At 62.5% G+C, this 17814-nt stretch carries 15 protein-coding genes; 12 read left to right on the plus strand and 3 right to left on the minus strand.

The genetic code is table 11. From position 1 onward, the window contains the following. Nucleotides 1–310 precede the first annotated feature (310 nt). From ACI3KW_RS18965 to ACI3KW_RS18985, 5 genes are all read left to right on the plus strand, one after another. The gene (locus ACI3KW_RS18965; protein ID WP_404849388.1) at nt 311–2203 is read left to right on the plus strand and encodes an ABC transporter substrate-binding protein; all 1893 of its coding nucleotides are present in this window, start codon (nt 311–313) and stop codon (nt 2201–2203) included. A gap of 69 nt (nt 2204–2272) precedes the next feature. After that, nucleotides 2273–3277, plus strand: coding sequence for an ABC transporter permease (locus ACI3KW_RS18970; protein ID WP_262169130.1), 1005 nt, complete (start codon nt 2273–2275; stop codon nt 3275–3277). A 5-nt stretch (nt 3278–3282) separates the two neighbouring features. Then, nucleotides 3283–4140, plus strand: coding sequence for an ABC transporter permease (locus ACI3KW_RS18975; RefSeq protein WP_113121732.1), 858 nt, complete (start codon nt 3283–3285; stop codon nt 4138–4140). 3 nt (nt 4141–4143) lie between these two features. Further along, the gene (locus ACI3KW_RS18980) at nt 4144–5175 is read left to right on the plus strand and encodes an ABC transporter ATP-binding protein (RefSeq protein WP_404849389.1); all 1032 of its coding nucleotides are present in this window, start codon (nt 4144–4146) and stop codon (nt 5173–5175) included. Then, the gene (locus tag ACI3KW_RS18985) at nt 5172–6023 is read left to right on the plus strand and encodes an ABC transporter ATP-binding protein (protein ID WP_404849390.1); all 852 of its coding nucleotides are present in this window, start codon (nt 5172–5174) and stop codon (nt 6021–6023) included. The genes ACI3KW_RS18980 and ACI3KW_RS18985 overlap by 4 nt, the downstream gene beginning before the upstream one ends. Nucleotides 6024–6271: 248 nt before the next feature. On the opposite strand, the gene uxuA is transcribed toward ACI3KW_RS18985, so the two are convergent. After that, nucleotides 6272–7450, minus strand: a complete 1179-nt coding sequence (uxuA, locus tag ACI3KW_RS18990; protein WP_404849391.1) for a mannonate dehydratase — start codon at nt 7448–7450, stop codon at nt 6272–6274. Nucleotides 7451–7753: 303 nt separating this feature from the next. Here uxuA and ACI3KW_RS18995 point away from each other — a divergent pair, with 303 nt between their 5' ends. The 7 genes from ACI3KW_RS18995 to ACI3KW_RS19025 all read left to right on the plus strand — a co-directional run bounded on the left by ACI3KW_RS18995 (nt 7754) and on the right by ACI3KW_RS19025 (nt 15476). Then, nucleotides 7754–8881: an ABC transporter permease gene (locus tag ACI3KW_RS18995; RefSeq protein WP_113121735.1), complete on the plus strand. Its 1128-nt coding sequence runs from the start codon at nt 7754–7756 to the stop codon at nt 8879–8881. Between the two features lie 3 nt (nt 8882–8884). Further along, nucleotides 8885–9655 (plus strand): ATP-binding cassette domain-containing protein, encoded by a 771-nt coding sequence (locus tag ACI3KW_RS19000; protein WP_113121736.1) that lies wholly within the window; start codon nt 8885–8887, stop codon nt 9653–9655. 4 nt (nt 9656–9659) lie between these two features. Next, the gene (locus ACI3KW_RS19005) at nt 9660–10973 is read left to right on the plus strand and encodes an MlaD family protein (RefSeq protein WP_404849392.1); all 1314 of its coding nucleotides are present in this window, start codon (nt 9660–9662) and stop codon (nt 10971–10973) included. A gap of 9 nt (nt 10974–10982) precedes the next feature. After that, nucleotides 10983–11573 (plus strand): ABC-type transport auxiliary lipoprotein family protein, encoded by a 591-nt coding sequence (locus ACI3KW_RS19010; protein WP_113121738.1) that lies wholly within the window; start codon nt 10983–10985, stop codon nt 11571–11573. Between the two features lie 167 nt (nt 11574–11740). Continuing rightward, complete coding sequence (locus tag ACI3KW_RS19015) at nt 11741–12574, plus strand: N-formylglutamate amidohydrolase (protein ID WP_404849393.1); 834 nt, start codon at nt 11741–11743, stop codon at nt 12572–12574. After that, on the plus strand, nt 12571–14421 hold the full coding sequence (locus tag ACI3KW_RS19020) for a flavohemoglobin expression-modulating QEGLA motif protein (protein WP_404849394.1): 1851 nt from the start codon (nt 12571–12573) through the stop codon (nt 14419–14421). Before ACI3KW_RS19015 ends, ACI3KW_RS19020 begins: the two co-directional genes overlap by 4 nt. Nucleotides 14422–14429: 8 nt before the next feature. Further along, complete coding sequence (locus ACI3KW_RS19025; RefSeq protein WP_404849395.1) at nt 14430–15476, plus strand: glutathione synthetase; 1047 nt, start codon at nt 14430–14432, stop codon at nt 15474–15476. Here ACI3KW_RS19025 and ACI3KW_RS19030 read toward each other — a convergent pair whose 3' ends face one another. Beyond that, nucleotides 15477–16640 carry a hypothetical protein gene (locus tag ACI3KW_RS19030; protein ID WP_404849396.1) on the minus strand — a complete coding sequence of 388 codons (1164 nt, stop codon included), beginning with the start codon at nt 16638–16640 and terminating at the stop codon, nt 15477–15479. Between the two features lie 10 nt (nt 16641–16650). Continuing rightward, on the minus strand, nt 16651–17622 hold the full coding sequence (locus tag ACI3KW_RS19035; RefSeq protein WP_404849397.1) for an aldo/keto reductase: 972 nt from the start codon (nt 17620–17622) through the stop codon (nt 16651–16653). Nucleotides 17623–17814 lie beyond the last annotated feature (192 nt).

Below are 17814 nucleotides of genomic sequence, written 5' to 3' on the forward strand. Positions count from 1 at the left end.
GCGCAGGGCTGCGCTGGGGCAGGTGGTGATGTCGATCAACCTAAGTCAGTCAGCCGCTTTGTCAATAATAAGATGTGTGGATTATCGCCAATCCAGATGCCATCGCGCAAAAATCCGCGCAAAATATCGAATTATTGAAACTAGCGGTTGTGGTGCGCGCAAAAATTGTCGATAAAGATGCCGCAACGACGAAATCCGCGAGGAGAGGTTCAGCGTCTTTCGAGACGCGGCGCGGACGGACGGAGCGATGAGGCTGGGCCTCGACGATCACGGGAATTCATCGCGTCAAACGCGCTTAGGGAGGATACCTATGAGCTTGTTCAAGAAAATCGCCATTGCGGCGGTCGCGTCCATGTTGGCGCTGCCGGCATTGGCGCAGGATTTCATCGCCGGCATTCCCCGCAACGAGGCGCTGATCGTGCAGGGGCCGACCGCGCAGAATGCCGATTGGTTCAATATCTGGGCGCCCGGCGGCGGCTCCAACGTCAACGGCCTGCAGCAGTTGACCACCGACACGCTGTGGTTCATCAATCCCGAGGGCGGGCCGGATGCCTGGCAGAATGCGCTGGCCTCCGAGCCCCCCATCTATAATGACGACTTCACCGAAATGACGGTGAAGCTGCGCGAAGGCATCTATTGGAGCGACGGCGTCGAATTCACCGCCGATGACCTGGTCTATACCGTCCAGACCCAGATCGATCATCCGGGCATGGGCTGGAGTGCGCCATTCTCCATCAATGTCGCCAGCATGGAGCAGCCCGACCGCAACACGGTGATCTTCAAGCTCAAGGAGCCCAATTCACGCTTCCACGCGCTGTTCACCGTGCGCTGGAACGCGGCCTGGATCATGCCCAAGCATGTGTTCGAAAAGGTCGAGGACCCGCTGGCCTTCAACAATAACCCGCCCATCTCGCTCAGCGCCTATGTGCTGCACAATTACGACAAGGCCGGCAATTGGGCGATCTGGAAGCTGCGCGACGATTGGCAGCGCACCTCCATCGGCATGGATTGGGGCCAGCCCGAGGTCAAATATGTGGTTTATGCCGCCTCGGGCAATCCCGAAGCCCGCGTCATCGCCCAGCGCAATCACAATCTGGATGTGATCAACGACATCGCCCCCGAAGGCATGTTCTCGATCATGAAGGACAATCCCAGCGCCGCCGCCTGGCTGCCCGGCTTCCCCTATGCCCATCCCGATCCGACCCTGCCTTCGGTGATTTTCAATCTCAAGAAGGCACCGTTCGACAACAAGGACGTCCGCTGGGCGCTGGCCTTGCTGATCGATATCCGCGCCGTGGCGCTCGGCTCCTATCGCGGTGCAGCAAACCTGTCCGCACTCGCCGTGCCGCCCACCGGCTCGGCGCCCGACGATTATTTCGTGCCCATGCAGGATTGGCTCACCAATTTCGAGCTGAACACCGGCACCCGCTCCATCAAGCCCTATGACCCAAGCCTGGCCGGTCAGCTCGCCAATATGGTGCGTGGCCAATGGCCTGATATTCCGACCGACGAAGCCCAGTTGCAGCGCATGTTCGGCTTTGGCTGGTGGAAGCAGGACGTGCAGGCGGCAACCGAATTGCTGCAGAAAGCCGGCTTCACCAAGAACGGCAATCAATGGCTCAAGCCCGATGGCACCCCGTTTGAAGTGCGGGTGCAGGTCGAAGGCGACGCCATCCCGACCCTGGCCCGTGCCGGCACGGCTATCGCCCAGCAATGGAGCCAGGCCGGCATCAAGGCCACTGTCGATGTCGCCGGCCCCACCAATGGCCAGCGCCTAGGCACCGGCGACTTCGAAACCGCCATCAACTGGACGGTGGAAACCTGGGGCGGTCATCCCGATCTCAGCTTCTTCCTCGATAGTTACCGCTCGGACTTCATCCGGCCACTGGGCGAACCCCAGCCGCCGCGCAATACCCAGCGCTGGGAAGATCCGCGCCTTGATGCCCTCATCGACAGGAACCGCTCGATCGCCTTCGACTCCCCGGAAATCGTCGATATCGGGCTCGACTTCCTCAAGCTCGCCGTCGAGGAAATGCCGATGATCCCGCTCATGGCCTACAACAAGTTCGCTCCGTTCGACACGACCTATTGGACCAATTACCCCTCCGCCGCCAATCCCTATGCGGCCTCGGGCCCCAACTGGTCGAACCTGCGCTACATGATCGTCAGCCTCAAGGCCAACCCGAACGCGCCCAAGCCGTAAGGCGGGCTTCGGGATCGGCTGGGTCAAGCCAGCCGGTCCCTCTCAGCGGTCAGCGAGAATGGGACACATATGAACGGCTATCTCACTTACGTCGCCAAGCGTTTCGGACAGTTCATCTTCGTCGTCTTTACCGGCGTCACCCTGGCCTTTCTGATCGCCCATTTCTCGCCGGTCGATCCGATCGAGCAGACCGTGTCGCTGCTGACCAATTTCGGCTCGACCGATCCGCGGACTGTAGAAATCCTGCGCCAATCGCTGCGCGAACTCTACGGCACCGATGGCTCGCTGCTCGATCAATACCTGACCTTCTGGGGCCGGGTGATCCGCGGCGATTTCGGGCCCTCGCTCTCGGCCTTTCCCACCCCGGTGATGACCATTATTGGCCGCGCTCTGCCTTGGACGGTGGGCCTGCTGACGCTGGCCACCATCATTTCCTGGGTCGTCGGCAACACGCTTGGCGCCATTGCCGGCTATTTCCGCAATAACCGCGCTATGAAAGTGGTCGGCGTGCTGGTCATGGCCATGCAGCCCATCCCCACCTATATTACCGGCCTGACGCTGGTCATCGTCTTCGGTTTTCTCTGGCCCATCCTGCCCATCAGCGGCGGCGCCCAGCTCAATCTCGACCCGGCCATGACCTGGACCTATGTGCAGTCCGTCATCACCCATGGCACCCTGCCGGCGCTGACCCTGGTATTGGTGGGCATGGGCGGCTGGTTCATCGCCATGCGCTCGCTGGTTTCCAACATCGTGACCGATGATTACGTGGTCTATGCCGAATTGGGCGGCGTGCCCTCGCGTACCATCTTTTCCCAATATGTCGCCCGCAACGCCATGCTGCCCCAGATCACGGGCCTGGCGCTCAGCCTGGGCAATGTGTTCGGCGGCGCGGTTATCGTCGAATTCATCTTCAACTATCCCGGCATCGGCAAGCTGATGGTCGCGGGCATTTATGCCGGCGATTACAGCCTGGTGCTGGGGGTGACCACCATTTCCATCATCGCCGTGGCCGCCGCCGTGTTCCTCATCGACATTCTCTACCCCCTGATCGACCCCCGCGTGAAACTGGGATAGCGCTCATGTTCAAAGTCCTGTTCGACCTGCTGCGCTACAATCGCGAGTTCCTCTTGGGAACCCTGCTGATCCTGATCATCCTGGCGCTGATCGCCTGTTCGTTCTTCGCCCCCTATGGCGAAAACGACATCTATGTGGTGATCCCCGATATGCCCCCCTCGGCGCAATATTGGCTGGGCACCAACTCACGCGGCCAGGAGATTTTCTGGCAACTCTCCATCTCCATGCGCAATACGCTGATGTTCGGCATCGTCGTCGCCGCCATCAGCCGCGTCATCGCCATCGTGGTGGGCCTCGTCTCCGGTTACATCGGCGGCCGCACCGACCAGATCATCATGGCCTTCAACGACACGCTGGGCGCGCTGCCCAATATCCCCATCCTGTTGCTGCTGGTCTTCGTGCTGCGCGACCAGATGACCTGGCCGGTCCTCGCGCTCACCGCGGCCCTGCTCGGTTGGACCCATGATAGCCGCCTGATCCGCTCGGTCGCGCTGTCGCTGCGCACCCGCGAATTCACCCGCCACGCCGCCTTTTCCGGCATGCGCACCGGCCAGATCCTGTTCCGCGAACATCTGCCCTATGTCATGCCCATCGTCTTCTTCACCACCATGAACAACCTGATCTGGGCCATTGGCCTCGAGGTCACGCTGTCCATCCTGGGCTTCTCCGACATCAACCGCCCCACTATTGGCGGCATGATCTATTGGGCCAATGCCCACTCGGCCATGGTCGCCGGCATCTGGTGGTGGATTGCCGTACCGATGATCTTCGTGGTCATCCTGTTCCTCGGCCTGTTCCTGCTCGCCATGTCCGTCAACGAATATATCGACCCCCGCAGCCGCCTCGCGCGCATGGGAGCCTGAGCCATGACTGAAACCCTCCTCGCTGACCGCCCCGCCACAACGGCGCCCGTCGACGTCCTCACCATCAAGGACCTCAAGGCCTATTACATCAACGAACATTTTGGTGTGCGCCGCGAAGTCCGCGCCGTCGATGGCATCGATCTCACCGTCCGCCGCAACGAGGTTTATGGCATTGCCGGGGAATCCTCCTCCGGCAAGACCTCGCTGATCAAGACCCTGGCCGGTGCCATTCGTCCGCCCATGCGGGTGGTCGAAGGATCGGTCAAATTCGATTTCGGCGGCAAGCATATCGATGTCTATGCCGAGCCCGCCAAGATGCAGGCCGCCCGCTGGCAGCATCTGAGCTACATCATGCAGGGCTCGATGAGCGTGCTGAATCCGGTCCGCCGCATCAAGCACGCCTTCAACAATTTCGCCTATCGCCATATGGCGCTAAGCCCCGCCGCCTTCCGCCAGCGCGTCGAAAGCCATCTCGATCGGCTGGGGCTGGACGCCAGCGTGCTCGAAGCCTTCCCCCACCAGCTCTCGGGCGGCATGCGCCAGCGCGTCACCATCGCACTGGCTACCGTCTGCGAACCCGAATTCATCATCGCCGACGAACCCACCACCGCGCTCGACGTGCTGGTGCAGCAGGACGTGCTCGGCCTGATCAAGGAAGTGCAGGGGCGCCTGGGCTCATCGGTGGTCTTTGTCACCCACGACATGTCGGTCCACGCCGCCATCACCGACCGCCTCGCCATCATGTATGCCGGCCGCCTGGCGGAGGAGGGCCCCACCCAGGCCCTGTTCGACAATCCCCAACACCCCTACACCGCCCACCTCATCGCCAGCCTCCCGCGCATTGGTGATATCTCCACCCGCAAGAGCTTGGCCGGCAAGCCGCCGAGTCTCGCCAATCCACCATCGGGCTGCCGCTTCCACCCGCGCTGCCCCATCGCCATCGAGCGCTGTTCAAAAGAGGTGCCGCAAATGCTGCCCAGCACCACCGGCGGCCGCGTCGCCTGTTTCCGGGCCGGGGAGATATCGGTGCAATGAGCCAGAACCTGCTCGAACTCGATCACGTCACCAAGCGCTATGGCGTGGGTGGCCTGTTTTCTCGCCAGTCCATCACTGCCGTCAACGATGTCAGTTTCTCGCTGGCCAGCGACACGCCCGAAATCTTCGCCATCGTGGGCGAATCCGGCAGCGGCAAATCCACCATGGCCAAGATGATGCTGGGTAATGAAGTGCCCGATGGCGGGCGCCTGGTCTTTGACGGCACCGATATCGGCACCATCCGCACCCGCGCCCAGCGCGAGGCCTTCATGACGCGGGTGCAGCCGGTCTTCCAGAACCCCTTCGAGGCGTTCAACCCGCTCACCCATGTCGATACCTATCTCTACGCCACCGCCCGCCGCTTCACCGGTGCCGATACGCGCAGCCAGCAGGAAGCCAAAGCCGACGAGGCCCTGCAACGCGTTGGCCTATCCCTCGCCGAACTCAAGGGCCGCTTCTCCCACGAACTCTCCGGCGGCCAGCTCCAGCGCGTTGCCGTCGCCCGCGCGCTGATCCCGTCACCCAAGCTGATCGTCGCCGACGAGCCGGTCTCGATGGTCGACGCGAGCCTGCGCATGTCCATCGTCAACCTCTTCCGCAGCCTGCGCGATGAACTCAAGGTCTCGATCATCTACATCACGCACGATCTGGCGACGGCCTATTACATCTCCGACCGCGTCATCATCATGCAAAAAGGCGTGGTCATCGAAAGCGGCGGGGCGAGGGCGGTGCTGGACAATCCAACCCATCCCTATTCCATCGCGCTCAAAAACGCCGTCCTGCCGCCCGATCCCAAGGCAGCAGCAGCCGCGATCCGGCAGCGGCGGGCATTGGTTGAGGGGGTGTAGTCTACTCGGACGGGGAGCCCCGATCCGCCTCCTCCCCTCAAGGGGGGAGTGTTTGCCCAGGACTCATACCAACCACGGTGTCATTCCGGCGCAGGCCGGAATCCATGCTGTGTTCTCTCCGCGCATGGGGTGCTCGGATAGCCTTCAGCATGGATCCCGGCCTGCGCCGGGATGACACCGCATTCTTGAATGCGTCCGGAGTGAATACTGCCCCTCAAGGGGGGGACAGATACGGGCGCAACTGCCCCTCACCCCTGCAACTGATCCACCGCCGTAATAATCCCGCGCAGTTCCGCCAGGCCCTTGAGGCGGCCGATCAGCGAATAGCCGGGATTGGTTTTCTTGTGGATGTCGTCGGCCAGCAAGTGCCCGTGGTCGGGCCGCATCGGGATGGCGCTGTCGGCCCGCCCGCTGGCCGCCCGCCGCCGTTCTTCGGCGCGCAGAATGCTGATCATGTCGACCATATTGACGTCGCCGCCCAGATGCTCGGCCTCGTTGAACGAGCGGTCGGGCTCGACGCTGACATTGCGCAGATGCACGAAATTGATCCGGTGGGCGAATTCGCGCGCCATGCCCACCACGTTATTATCCGCGCGTGAGCCCAGCGACCCGGCGCAGAACGACAGGCCATTGGCGACGCTATCCACCGCGCCCAGCACCGAGCGCATATCCTGTGCCGTCGAGACCACCCGCGGCAGCCCGAATAGCGAGAATGGCGGATCATCGGGATGAATGCCCAGACGCACGCCTTCTTCTTCGGCCACCGGCACGACTTCGCGCAGGAATTCCACCAGGTTCGAGCGCATGTCATCAGCGCTGACATCGTCGAATTCGGCAATTCGCCGGCGAATGCCCTCGCGGTCATAGCTGTCCTCGCCGCCCGGCAGGCCGGCAATGATATTGGTTTCGAGCGTCGCAATGGCGCTTTCGCTCATGCCGGCCAGCTTGCTCCGCGCTGCCGCGAGCAGTTCAGGCGCATAATCGCCTTCCGCCCCGGCGCGTTTCAGCACAAAGGCATCATAGGCGACGAACTCGACCATATCGAACCGCAGCGCCAGCCCCGTTGTCGGCATGGCATAACGTAGGTCGGTGCGCGTCCAATCCACCACCGGCATGAAATTGTAGCAAACCACCGGCACCCCGGCGCGGCCCAGATTGGCCAGGCTCACCTTCCAATTGTCGATGAAGTCCCGATAGGGCCCCCGGCGCAGCTTGATCGAAGTGTGCACCGGGATCGATTCGCAAACCGACCAGACCAGGCCTGCCGCCTCGATCACGCCCTTGCGTTCGGCAATATCGGCAGGCGTCCAGGCGCGGCCATCGTAAATGTGATGCAGCGCCGTGACGATGCCACTCGCCCCCGCCTGTCGCACCTGATCGAGCGTCACCGGATCATTGGGTCCAAACCACCGCCAAGACTGCAGCACGCATTCCTCCCGCATAAAACTACGCTAACATGTTAGCGACAGGACCGCGTGCCGCCAAGGATAATCGGGTCTTTTGCCCGTCTATGATCCAGATATTGCTGAATTTTCGAGCGCCGACCTTGGCCACTCGCCACTCCGGCCGCAGGTAAATATTTCCTGTCAGCTTGGCGCAAGCTAAACGTGGCAGTTCTGCGTCACTTGGGGCAAAAGGCGTTGAGCTTTCCCCTTCAAGACTAGCGAAATAACGGTTTTGCGACATATAATTAGCAAGGCAGCCGTTTCTGGTGCGTCGGTAAAGGCATAATGGAACGGCAGACCAGTATTGAAACCAGCGCTGCGAGTGGATCACTGATCCGCTGTTCCGGGGACTGGACCTCAGCCACCGCTCAATCATTGGAACGTGAACTTGCCGATCTGGCGCTGCCCGGTTCCGAGGCGGCGGGCATTCGTGTCGATCTCGATGGCATCAGTCGCCTCGATACTGTCGGCGCCTGGCTGCTGACCAATTTCCGCCACCGCCTGGGCGACGCCCGCGTCGAATTCGCCGGCGGCACCGAACAGCATCGCCGCCTGCTCGATCGCATTGCCGATACCCCGCTGGAGCAGGTCGAGCCGCCCAGGCATCCCAATTTCCTGGTGATGCCGTTCGACCAGCTTGGCCGGGCCATCATCGGGGCGGGGCAGGATATCTTCAACGCCAATGTCGTGCAGGGCCGCATCATCACTGCCTTTGCCCGCACCATGAGCTTGCAGGCGCCGCTGCGGTTTCCCAGCTTCGTCAATCAGTTCGAGCAAATTGTGCTGCGCGCCATTCCCATCGTGGCGCTGATCTCGCTGGTAGTCGGCGCCATCATCACCCAGCAGACCATCCTGCAATTGCGCAATTTCGGCGCGGTGATCCTGGTGGTCGATCTGGCTGCAATCCTGATGTTCCGCGAAATCGGCGTGCTGCTTGCTGCCATCATGGTGGCCGGTCGCTCAGGCTCGGCCATTACCGCAGAAGTCGGCGCCATGCGCATGCGCGAGGAATTCGACGCCCTCCAGGTCATGGGCGTCGATCCCTATCAGGCACTGCTGCTGCCGCGCATCGTGGCGCTGGTTGTCGGCCTGCCTTTGCTGGCCTTTGTCGGCGCTATGTCCGGCCTTGTCGGGGCGGCCATCGTCGCCAGGGTCTATGGCGATATCCCCTTCGACACCTTTATTGGCCGCCTGCAGGACGCCATGAGCATCAAGAGCGTGGTCGTGGGCATGATCAAGGCGCCAGTCATGGCGTTCCTCGTGGGCCTGATTGCCTCCATCGAAGGCCTCAAGGTCGAAGGGTCGTCGGAATCCCTGGGCCGCCGCACCACCTCGTCGGTGGTCAAGTCGATCTTCATCGTCATCGTCGCCGATGGCCTGTTTGCCGTGTTCTTCGCGGCGATCGGGGTCTAGCGGATGGCCGAGAACACCGAAAACCCACCCGTGCTCAGCGTGCATGATCTCAAGGTCGAGATCGATGGCCGCCAGATCATCAACGGCATGAATTTCGAGGCGCAGCGCGGGGAAATCCTCGGGCTGATCGGGCCATCCGGCTCGGGCAAATCCGTCACCATGCGCGCCATTGTGCGGTTGCTGCCCAGCACGGGCGATATCCGGATCCTGGGCCGCAACTATGCCGAGCTCGATCGCGAGGAACGCGTCGCCACCCAGAAAAAGTGGGGCATCCTGTTCCAGCAAGGCGCGCTGTTTTCCTCGTTGAGCGTGCTGGAAAATATCGAATTTCCGATGCGCGAGCACCTGCATCTGTCCCCGGCCCTGCGCAGCGACATCGCCCGGCTCAAGCTCGACCTAGTCGGACTGCCCGCCAAGGCGGCCCAGCTTTATCCCTCCGAATTGTCCGGCGGCATGATCAAGCGCGCTGCGCTGGCGCGGGCCCTGGCGCTCGATCCGCAAATTCTGTTTCTCGATGAACCCACCGCCGGGCTCGACCCGATCGGGGCGGGCAAGTTCGATGAACTTATTGTCACGCTGCGTGATACGCTTGATTTGACAGTGCTTATGGTAACCCACGATCTGGACAGCCTGGCGACCGCCTGTGACCGTATCGTGGCATTGGCCAATGGCAAACTGCTGCTGGCGGGGACCATGGCTGAAATGCGGGCGAGCCCGGATCCCTGGCTTCGCGATTATTTCCACGGGCCGCGCGCCCACGGCCTTGAAGGTTAGCCCTATGGAAAACAACGCAAATTATGCATTGGTCGGGGTATTGGCGGCGGCGGTTTTCGCCGCGCTCTTTGCCTTCGTCTACTGGTTCGCGGCCCCCACCGCCAATGTGGCGCTCAAGCCCTATGACATTGTCTTCACCGGCACCGTCAGCGGCATTGCCCGCGGCACTGATGTCACCTTCAACGGTATCCGCATCGGCCAGGTCAACACGGTCCAGCTCGATCCCGAGGATTCCAACCGCGTCGTCGCCCGCGTCGATGTGGACGCCACTGTGCCCGTGCGCGCCGATACCAAGGTGATGACCGGCTTTCAGGGCCTGACCGGCGGTGGTTCCGTCCAGTTGAGCGGCGGCACGGTGGCGGCCGGCGATCCGCCAGTGGGGCCGGGCCGCACTGTACCCACGCTTTACGCCCAGGTGTCCGATTTCCAGTCGATCATCGATGGCCTGTCCTCGACGGTCAATGGCGCCTCCACCGCCGTCAGCCGCATCAATTCCCTGCTCGATGCCAATGACGACAAGATCAATACGACGCTCGCCAATATCGAAAGCTTCAGTTCGGCCCTCGCTGCCAATTCCGAGGGCGTCGAGCAGGCGCTGGCCAGCATTTCCGAAGCCGGCCGGCAGATCGGTCCGATGGCCGAGCAGATCGGCGCACTCTCCACCAAGGTCAGCGCCCTGGTCGACGCCGTGCCGCCCGAGGATGTTGCCAAGGTGGTAGCCGACGTCACCGTCTTCTCCGATAGCCTGGCGCGCAATTCCGACCAGATCGACAAATTCTTCGCCACCACGTCGGTGCTCTCGGACAATCTGACCGAACTGACCGAGGGCCTGCATAGTGCTGTGGCGGTGATCGATCAGGTTGCCGCGGAAATCGACCCCACCATTGTCGGCCGCGTCATGGACAATGTGGACAAGTTCGCTGCCACGCTCGGCAAGAATACGGACAATGTCGATACCATCGTGGCCAATGTGACTTCGGTGACCGACCAGCTGACGCGCTCGGTAGAAAAGGTGGATTCCATCCTCGCCCAGGTCGATTCGTCGGTATCGAGCGTGGAAGGGCAGGGCCTGTTCAACGATCTGGCCCAGGCCGCGCAATCCGTGCGTGCCCTGGCCGACCAGCTCAATGCCAGCACAACGCGCATCGCCTCGGGATTGAACGATTTCACCTCGCGCGGGTTGTCCGAGTATACAGCGCTTGCCGTGGATGCCCGCGGCACGCTGCAGCGGCTTGACCGGGTCGTGCGGAACCTTGAAAACAATCCGCAGGGACTCATCTTTGGGGGAGAAACAGTTCGTGACTATACCAAGCAATAAGGTCCCCCGATGAGCCTGGCGCGTCGTTCATTCATGGCCGGTGGGGCCTCCATACTGGCCCTGGGCCTGGCCGGCTGCTTTGGCGTTCGCGCCCCGATCACCTATGATCTGGGCAGTGTCGACGGGCTGAACACCCGCCGCCGCTCCTCGCGCGTCGTGGTCATCACCCTGCCCAAGACGGTGCAGACCTATGATTCCCAGCGCATCGTGGTGCGCGATGCAGGCAATGTGCTCAGCTACGTGCCCGATGCGCAGCTCTCCGATACCTTGCCCCGGCTGGTGCAGACCCGCCTGCTGCAGACCTTCGAAGCCAGCAACTTCCCCAATATCGGCCGCCCCGACGATCAACTCCGCGTCGACGTGACCCTCGCCACCGAATTGCGCGCCTTCGAGATCGATGTCGGCAAGGGTGGCCTGGCCACCGTCACCATCAACGCCAAGCTGGTTGATGAGCAGCGCGGCGCCATTTTCGCCAGCCAGGTCTTCACCGCCACCCGCCCCGGCGTGGTCACGCCTGCCGTCGCCGCCATCGCCGCGCTCGATGGCGCCCTGGCCGATGTCATGAGCCAGATACTGGTCTGGACCGCCCGCAACGCTTGAGGTCGCGCTAGCGGGCGCGCTCCGATGTGCATGATGGACCTAGGCTAGGTTCGCCCTCTCTGGAACTCTGCCACCCCGGCCACGTTGTTCCTGCGTGAACAGCGCAAGCAAAACACGGCCGGGTCGGGGTCGCTGCAATAAAAATCCCATCCGGCTGGATGGAAACCATGACTGAGTCAGCAGTCAATCTCGAGCAGATCCAGCTGTCCCCGCCCCCCACCGCCCTGTGGTCGCTGGAGCGCGGCATCTCGCCCATAATCGGCACGGCCATTCACAATGGCCACCATATCCGCGCCGAAGCGCTCGATCGCATGGCGCTTGATGATGCCGGGCGCCTGCGCGAGGAGGACCCATTCACCGCCTACGCCATTCTCGACGTGCCCAACCGCATCGTCGTCCACCGCTCCCGCTTTGAAATCGACCTCAACCGCGCCCGCGATGCCTCGGTCTATCTCAAGCCCGAGCAATCCTGGGGCCTGCAGGTGTGGCAGGAGCCGCCATCGCCCGCCATCATAGCGCGCGCGCTGCGCGTCCATGACGCCTATTATGCCATGCTGGCGCAGACCCTGGCCGGCATCGAGGCCGAGCATGGCCAATTCGTCCTGCTCGATATTCATAGCTACAATCATCGCCGCGCCGGCCCCGGCGAGGCCCCGACCGATCCGGAACAGGCGCCCGATATTAATATCGGCACCTTCTCCATGGATCGCGAGCGCTGGGCGCATATTCTCGATCCGTTTATCGCCACCGTGGGCAGTCTGCGCTTCCGCGGCCGCTTCATGGATGTGCGCGAGAATGTGGCGTTCGAGGGCCGCGGCGAGCAGACCCGTTTCGTGCACGAGCATTTCCCGCAGACCGGCTGCGCCATTGCCGTGGAATTCAAGAAATTCTTCATGGACGAATGGACCGGCGAGCCCGATCTCGAAGCGCTCGACGCCATGCGCGCCGTCATCGCCTCGGCCGTCCCGGTGCTCGAAACCGCGTTGCGGGCGGAACGATGAGCGCCAAACCCGCGAGCCTGCCGGACAGGATCAACCAGGCGCTGGAAGCCGGCACGCCCATTCGCCTCGATCTGGGCAATGGCAGCCGGTTGCATATCGATCGACCCATGCCGTTTCTCTGCGTGCATCTGGCGCGGCGCAGTCAACCGGCGGCCCGCGACGTGGCCATGGCCAATGCGGCTTACCTCGTCGCGCGCAATCTTGCCGAAGCGGTGGCGGTGCTGCGCCCGGTGGGCGCATATATGCAGGCGCGTTTCGGCGCCTTCCTGCTGCTCGATATCGGGGAATTGGCGCAGGATCAACTCGCCAAGGATTCCCCCTATCTGCCGCCGTTCGAGCTGGGCCTGTCGGCCCCCGACGATGCGGTGGCGCAGGCGGCGCTCTCCGCCTTTGCCGGCTCGGTCGAGGCGGTGACCAATAAGTTTCGCGTACCGCGCGTGGTCAAGCACAGTCTCGCCCAGGATATTCACGCCAGCCTCGCCCGTCGCCTGCCGATGTTTCCAGTTCTGACGGTGCGTTTCGCGCCCATCTATCGCGTGCCGGGCTCGCGCACTTTCTATCCGGCGCTGCGGGAGCGCGTCGTTGCCAACCTGTTCGATGCCGGGCTGCAGGCAGCCGCCAATTTTGCCGCGGCGACCACCAAACTGGCGCTGCCCAGCCATCGCGCTTTGGGCCGCCGGGTGTTCATCGATGCCGTCAGCCGCGCCGATCGGGCCATGGACGAAGTGGCGCGATCCTTCGATTTCCTGCTCGCCGTCACCCCCATCAATGCCGATGCCGCCTGGCAGCAATTCAAGGAAGGCGGCTACCACCGGGCGCCCAATTTCCTCTATCGCCCGCTGACCATCGCCACCGATGTGCAGAAAAAGGCGCTGTTCTCGATTGCGCTCGACCATTTCGAAGATCCGGTGCTGACCGGGCTCTATCGCGAAAAGCAGCAGGAGCTGGACCTGCAACTCTCCATGCTGGCGGCGCGCGAGAGCCAGCGCTTTATCGAATTCGGCCGGGCGCTCTATGGCTCGGTCGAGCCGCAATTGCTGGCTGCGGCCGAGGATATCCTCGCGGCCACATCGAAAACGGGCCGCCGGCAGAACGAGCCAGACACGGCGGACCATGCCTTTGTCGAGCGCAAGGCCCAGGCCATGATTGCCGCCTATGCCGGCCAGTCCGACGCCTTCACCGCCACGATCGAGCTACGCGACGACTTGCCCGCCGGGCTCATGGTCACCAATGGACGCCTGCTGATTTCGCGCAGCACCAGCATGGCGCGCCAGCGGGTCGAGGCATTGCTGAGCCACGAGGTCGGCGTACATTTGCTGACCTATTACAATGGCTCCGCCCAAGGCCTGCGGCTGTTTCGCTCCGGTCTTGCCGGTTACGAGGGCGCGCAGGAGGGGCTGGCCGTGCTCGCCGAATATCTCGCAGGCGGCATGACCACCGCGCGCCTGCGGCTGATCGCGGCACGAGTCGTAGCCTGCGCGGCCATGCTCGATGGCGCCAGTTTCCAGGACAATTTCCGGCTCCTCACAAAAGAACTCGGCTTTGCCCCGCAGGCAGCGTTCAATCTCGCCCTGCGCGTCCATCGTGGCGGGGGCCTCGCCAAGGACGCCATCTACCTGCGCGGCCTGCTCGAAATTCTCAAGCACCTCGAAAGCGGCGGTGCGCTCGATCCGTTCTGGATGGGCAAGATCGCCGCGCCCCACTTCGCTGTCATGCAGGAACTCAACGCCCGCGGCCTGCTCAAGGCGCCGCTTCTCACTCCCGAATTCCTGTCCATCAAGGGCGCTGAGGAACGCCTGGCGAAAGCCCGGTCCGGGCTCGCCCCCATCGATCTCATCGCCAGCTAGGAGCGCGCATGCGTATCGCTTTTTTCGTCAATTCCATCGCCGGCGAATCCGCCAATTACACCACGACCGTGCTGGCGCTTATCGCGCTCAATCGCGGCCATGACATCTGCTATGTCACCCCCGGCGATTTCGTATTGCGACCCGACGATAGCCTGATGGTCCGCGCGCTCACCCTGCCATCGGCCAGCTACAAAAAGGCCGAAACCCTGCACAAGGATCTGCAGGGCGACAAGACAGTTATCGAAACCATCGATGTCAGCGACATCGATATCCTGATGCTGCGCAACGACCCCTCCCAGGATGCCGCCGACCGGCCCTGGGCCGCCAATGTCGGCACCATTTTCGGCCGCATGGCAGCGGCGCGCGGCGTGATCGTTGTCAACGATCCCGATGGCCTGGGCATGGCCCAGAACAAGCTCTATTTCCAGGATTTCCCGGCCGCGGTACGGCCCGCCACCCTGATTTCAAAAAGCATCGAGGAAATTCGCGCCTTCATCGAGGGCCAGAAACAGGGCGCCATCGTCAAGCCGCTGCAGGGCTCGGGCGGCAAGAACGTGTTCAAGATCGGCTCGCCCAAGGACGCCAATCTCAACCAGATATTCGAAGCCGTCAGCGGGGAGGGCTATCTGATCGCCCAGGATTTCATCCCCGAAGCCGCCGAAGGCGATGTCCGCTTCTTCCTGATGAACGGCCGCCCGCTGGTCCGCGATGGCAAATATGCCGCCTTCCGCCGGGTGCCAGCCAAGGGCGAAATCCGCTCCAACGTGCATGTCGGGGGCGGCCCCGAGCCGGTCGCCATGACCGATACCATGCTCGCCATCGCCGAAACCGTCCGCCCCAAACTGGTCGCGGACGGCATGTTCCTGGTCGGCCTCGATATCGTCGGCGACAAGATTTTGGAGATCAATGTCTTCTCGCCGGGCGGTCTCAACAACCTCTCCGACATGTACGACACCAATTTCTGCGACAGCGTCATCGCAGCGCTCGAAGCCAAGCTCGCCATTCGCGACGCCTATGGCCCGGCCCTGACCAACCGGGCGCTGGCGACGCTGTAGCTATTTCCAATGCGCGGCGAGAGTCTTGGGCGTGTGCATATTGCCATAGAGATAGTCCCAGAACTCCGCCCGCCGCTCCTTTGGCACTCCCTTCCAGACCTCATGCACGGCCACATCGCCACACCAATAGGCATAGACAAACGGCGCCCTAAGGTTATGGCCGAGAAAGGCCAGCCGCGACCGCGCGGTGACGGGGTCCTGGAACCCACCCTCGGCCATCACCGGCACAATCTCATCCAGCGTCTTGCCCTGACTATGCATCATCCAGGCCGCATTGCACCGCAAAGCTCCCCGCAAACGCTGTAGCGCCACGCCCAATTCGTCTTCGGGCCCCTCGATCCAGTCGAGGAAGAACATGCCATTATCGGCAATGCCCTCGAACAGCGCGCTGCTGGCCGAGGAGGTCACCACCTGAGCCGCATCGAGCGGCATACGGCCTTCGGCCACATAACGCTCCCGTAGCGCCAGATGCACCAGATGGCCCGGGAACACCTCGTGCGTCGCCAGATGCTTGAGGGCAAACCGGGTATAGGGGAAATCGAGATTCATCAGCACCTTGCGGGCCGGATAATCGCAATAGGCCGAGAACGGCACAGCACTCACGCCAACCGGCTCCATCCATTGATCCGCCATTGGATACATCGTCGCGGTAACACGCTCGCGGGCTTCCAGGGTCAGCGCCCGCATGGTCTCCAGCACCGCATCCACCGGTACCCGAACCTGCTCTTCCCATCGCGCCAGATCATCCGCCAGCGCGCCGCCGGCAAAGCCCATTTCATCGAGCTTTGCCCGAATGATAGCGCGGTAGCCATTCAGCACATCATCGCCAACCAATTGTGTATCGACCCGGATTTGCCGCCGCACGCGATCGGCAAAGGAAATCTCCTGCTCCGCAAACGTCGTCACCAGCGCCAGCAGCGAGTCGATCATCTCCTCGAGATAATCCCGCCGTAGCGCCGACTCCGCCTCAGCTCCCAACCGCCCGCGCAAAGCCAGCAGTTCCGCCGTTGCCTCGTCATAATCGCGCAGCACACGCGGCTCGACTTCCGCCACAGCCACCGGGATCAGTCCCTCCCGATCCAGAAACCCATCGCTGCGCGGTGTGCTGCGATAGAGCTGATCAATGCCAGCGGTGAGTTCGGCCAGTTCCTTGCCAAGCTTCATACTTCTGTCCTCACTGATGCCCGGCAACGGGCTTGGGCTGATAGGGAGTTTCCATCAAGGCGACATCCTCGTCGCTGAGCTTGACCTCAAGCGCCGCCACTGCATCATCAAACTGGTGGAGCTTGGAAATCCCCACGATCGGCGCCGAAATCCCCGGCCGAGTAGCCACCCAGGCATAAGCAATCTGCGCCGGCGGCCGGCCATGCCGCTCGGCCACCTGCCGCACGGCGGCAACCACCGCATCGTCCTGTTCCTTGGACCGATCATAGAGCGCGCCAGCCGTCTTGTCGGTCTGCGAGCGCGTCGAAGCATCCCCGCTGCGGCCCGCCAAACGCCCACGCGCCAGGGGGCTCCAGGGGATCACCCCAATCCCCTCGGACCGGCACAGCGGCAGCATTTCGCGCTCTTCCTCGCGATAGATCAGATTGTAGTGCGGCTGCATCGACACAAACGGCGCCCAGCCATTGGCGCGCTGCAGGCCCATTGCCTTCATGAACTGCCAGGCATGCATCGAGGATGCGCCGAGATACCGCACCTTGCCGGCCCGCACCACGTCGTTCAGCGCATCCAGCGTCTCTTCCAGCGGCGTGTCATAGTCGAAGCGGTGCAGCTGGTAGAGATCGATATAGTCGGTCCCCAGCCGCTTCAGGCTGCCATCCACCGCCTCGAAAATATGCTTGCGCGACAGCCCGCGATCATTGGGGTCTTGGCTCATCGGGTTATACAGCTTGGTCGCCAGCACCAGCTTATGGCGCGGCACAGGGGCGAGCACCCGGCCCACCACCTCCTCGCTCGCGCCCTGCGAATACATATCCGCCAGGTCGAAAAAGTTGATGCCCAGTGCCACTGCCTTCTCGATGATCGGGCGCGAAGCCTCCTCGTCGAGCACCCAGGGCGCCCAATTGGGCGATCCGAACGTCATGCAACCCAGAGCCAGTCGCGAGATTTTCAGGCCGGTCCGACCGAGGTTGATATAGTCCATTAGTACACCTTCCCAAGGCCGATCATTCATTCGCCGGCCGCGTTTTCGCGTGATTTGTCAGTCGCATCAGCCTATTCGCGGATAGTGAAGCGCTTGCAAGGATATTTCTGCACAGATTTACGGCGAATGCAAACTGTGTACAAAAAACTCCCAGACCCTATTGCGCTCTGAAAATCCGATGTTACGGTGAGC

This window comes from Devosia sp. ZW T5_3, assembly GCF_044987315.1.
Classification (GTDB): domain Bacteria; phylum Pseudomonadota; class Alphaproteobacteria; order Rhizobiales; family Devosiaceae; genus Devosia.

Excerpts from the sequence above, each read along its gene's own strand:
- ACI3KW_RS18965 (WP_404849388.1), top strand. The coding sequence starts at position 311 with ATGAGCTTGTTCAAGAAAATCGCCATTGCGGCGGTCGCGTCCATGTTG.
- ACI3KW_RS18970 (WP_262169130.1), top strand. The coding sequence starts at position 2,273 with ATGAACGGCTATCTCACTTACGTCGCCAAGCGTTTCGGACAGTTCATC.
- ACI3KW_RS18975 (WP_113121732.1), top strand. The coding sequence starts at position 3,283 with ATGTTCAAAGTCCTGTTCGACCTGCTGCGCTACAATCGCGAGTTCCTC.
- ACI3KW_RS18980 (WP_404849389.1), top strand. The coding sequence starts at position 4,144 with ATGACTGAAACCCTCCTCGCTGACCGCCCCGCCACAACGGCGCCCGTC.
- ACI3KW_RS18985 (WP_404849390.1), top strand. The coding sequence starts at position 5,172 with ATGAGCCAGAACCTGCTCGAACTCGATCACGTCACCAAGCGCTATGGC.
- ACI3KW_RS18995 (WP_113121735.1), top strand. The coding sequence starts at position 7,754 with ATGGAACGGCAGACCAGTATTGAAACCAGCGCTGCGAGTGGATCACTG.
- ACI3KW_RS19000 (WP_113121736.1), top strand. The coding sequence starts at position 8,885 with ATGGCCGAGAACACCGAAAACCCACCCGTGCTCAGCGTGCATGATCTC.
- ACI3KW_RS19005 (WP_404849392.1), top strand. The coding sequence starts at position 9,660 with ATGGAAAACAACGCAAATTATGCATTGGTCGGGGTATTGGCGGCGGCG.
- ACI3KW_RS19010 (WP_113121738.1), top strand. The coding sequence starts at position 10,983 with ATGAGCCTGGCGCGTCGTTCATTCATGGCCGGTGGGGCCTCCATACTG.
- ACI3KW_RS19015 (WP_404849393.1), top strand. The coding sequence starts at position 11,741 with ATGACTGAGTCAGCAGTCAATCTCGAGCAGATCCAGCTGTCCCCGCCC.
- ACI3KW_RS19020 (WP_404849394.1), top strand. The coding sequence starts at position 12,571 with ATGAGCGCCAAACCCGCGAGCCTGCCGGACAGGATCAACCAGGCGCTG.
- ACI3KW_RS19025 (WP_404849395.1), top strand. The coding sequence starts at position 14,430 with ATGCGTATCGCTTTTTTCGTCAATTCCATCGCCGGCGAATCCGCCAAT.
- ACI3KW_RS19030 (WP_404849396.1), bottom strand. The coding sequence starts at position 16,640 with ATGAAGCTTGGCAAGGAACTGGCCGAACTCACCGCTGGCATTGATCAG.
- ACI3KW_RS19035 (WP_404849397.1), bottom strand. The coding sequence starts at position 17,622 with ATGGACTATATCAACCTCGGTCGGACCGGCCTGAAAATCTCGCGACTG.